This window comes from Candidatus Protofrankia californiensis (assembly GCF_900634765.1).
Lineage (GTDB): Bacteria > Actinomycetota > Actinomycetes > Frankiales > Frankiaceae > Protofrankia > Protofrankia californiensis.
The window spans coordinates 2,858-5,133 of record NZ_CAAAFT010000015.1 but is presented as its reverse complement, the minus strand read 5'-3'; the positions used below and the strand labels follow the sequence as shown (position 1 = coordinate 5,133).

2 protein-coding genes and 1 pseudogene are annotated in these 2,276 nt (G+C 69.8%); all 3 read left to right on the top strand.

Translation table 11 applies throughout. The annotated features are described in order from the left end of the window. Window positions 1-325 (top strand): annotated as a pseudogene (locus DD1DGNOD_RS00585) (ammonium transporter); the annotation flags it as partial. Continuing rightward, window positions 322-660 carry a P-II family nitrogen regulator gene (locus tag DD1DGNOD_RS00580; RefSeq protein ID WP_131765062.1) on the top strand — a complete coding sequence of 113 codons (339 nt, stop codon included), beginning with the start codon at window positions 322-324 and terminating at the stop codon, window positions 658-660. The pseudogene DD1DGNOD_RS00585 and the gene DD1DGNOD_RS00580, both read left to right, overlap by 4 nt. 135 nt (window positions 661-795) lie before the next feature. Further along, window positions 796-2,276, top strand: a 1,481-nt coding sequence (locus tag DD1DGNOD_RS00575; protein WP_241255370.1) for a [protein-PII] uridylyltransferase, incomplete at its 3' end; no start/stop codon positions are given.

The window sequence follows — 2,276 nt, the reverse complement described above, 5'->3', positions numbered from 1 at the left end:
TGCGCTGTTGATCGGATTCTTCGGCACCGCCGACGTCGCCCCCGGCTACAGCGCGGACGGGATCTTCTACGGAGGTGGCGCCAGCCTGCTCGGCAAGCAGGCGCTCGCCGCTGCCGCAGTGGTCGCCTACTCGTTCGTGGCAACGTTCATCATCGCCTTCGTCATCGACAAGATCTACCGGATGAGGCTGTCGCCGGACGAGGAACTCGAGGGAATGGACATCGTCCTACACGGTGAGACCGCCTACGAGTTCACCGCGCTCGGTGACGGATCGGCACCGGCATCGGTTTCCACGGGCAAGGTCACAGAGGAGGCCAAGGCGTGAAGCTCGTGACCGCGGTAATCAAGCCGTTCAAGCTGGAGGACGTGAAGACCGCACTGGAAAACCTCGGTGTGCACGGCCTGACCATTTCGGAGGTCCAGGGCTTCGGTCGGCAGAAGGGCCACACCGAGGTGTACCGAGGGGCCGAGTACAAGGTTGACTTCGTCCCGAAAATCAAGATTGAAATCGTCGTGGACGACGACGCCGTCGACGAACTGGTAGGTGCCATCACCACGTCTGCGCAGACCGGGAAGATCGGCGACGGCAAGGTCTGGGTGGTGCCGGTCGAAACCGTCGTACGGGTACGCACCGGCGAACGTGGACCGGACGCACTGTAGCGGCCCGGGGACTTGGGCCTCCGGCGGTGCGAAAAACATGATCGCGCCGCCTTTGGCCCTCCAGACCGTGCGCCTGCCCCGTGTTCTGGTCGGTGCGGGCTATTGGCTGCCGCACCGACCAGAAAAGTCCATCCGGTGACGAGCCGGCTGGCGGCTCTTGCGGGCCGGTCCGACGAGTTCAGCGGCACCGTCGGACCGGCCCTGCGCCGTGCTCTCGTGGACGTCGCCGACGCCGCGCTGCGTGACCTTTTCGGCGATCCGGGCGCCGGCGTCGCCCTGATGGCGGTCGGCGGCTACGGGCGGGGTGAACCCGCCTTCGGCAGCGATCTCGACCTCGTCCTGGTCCACAACGGCCGCCAGGACGACATCACCCGCCTCGCCGACACCATCTGGTATCCGCTCTGGGACGCCGGCATCGGTCTCGATCACAGCGTCCGCACCGTCGACGAAGCCGTCGCCGTCGCCGAAAGCAACCTGAAGGCGGCTCTCGGTCTGCTGGACGCCCGCACGATTGCCGGCGACCGCATCCTTGCGGCGTCCCTGCTTGAGCGCGTCCGCACCCGCTGGCGCGCCCGCTCCCCCCATCGGCTACCCGAGCTCGCGGACATGGTCGCAGACCGGGCCCGGCGCCACGGTGAAGTCGCCTTCCTGCTCGAACCAGACCTGAAAGAGGCCCGCGGCGGCTTGCGAGACGTCCACGCCCTGGCCGCGCTCGCCACCGCATGGGCCGCCGAAACCCCGTCCGCACGAGTGCTCGAAGCACAGCAGGTGCTCCTCGACGCCCGTGGCGAGGTCCGCCGGCTTGCGCGGGGCCGTAGGCAGGACCGGCTGCTGCTACAGGATCAGGCCGCTGTCGCGACCGCCCTGGGCTATCCCGACTCACTCGCGCTCGCCCACGCCACCGCCGACGCGGGCCGCACGATCTCCTGGACCTGGGACAGCACCTGGTACCGGGTCTCGGCTGGACTGCGGTCCTCCTCGCGCCGGCGCCGCGGACGCCCGGTCCGCCAGCCCCTGGATCAGGGAGTGGTCGAACAGGACGGCGAGGTGCAGCTCGCCCGGGACGCCGACCCCGCCCACGATCCGACCCTGGTGCTGCGGGCTGCCGCCGCGGCCGCCCGGGCCGGCATCCCCATCGGTCGATACGCCCTCGACCGGCTCGCCCGCGAGTCCCCACCCATGCCGGCGCCGTGGCCGGACGCGGCAAGGCAGACACTGGTGGCCCTGCTGGCCACCGGGGCGGCCATGGTCGGCGCCATGGAAGCGCTCGACCAGGTCGGGCTGCTCGTGCGGCTGCTGCCCGAATGGGAGCCGGTACGCAGCAGGCCGCAGCGCAATCCCTACCATCGCTTCACCGTCGACCGGCACCTGCTGGAGACGGCCGCGAGCGCAGCGTCGTCGACCCGCAACGTCGACCGACCCGACCTGCTGCTGCTCGGCGCCCTGCTGCACGACATCGGCAAGGGCCGGCCCGGCGACCACACCGACGCGGGGATCGAGATCGTCAGAGATCTTGCTCCACGGCTCGGCCTACCGCCCGCGGACACCGACGTGCTGGTCACGATGGTGCGCCATCACCTCCTGCTCACCGAGGCCGCGACCCGGCGGGACATCGA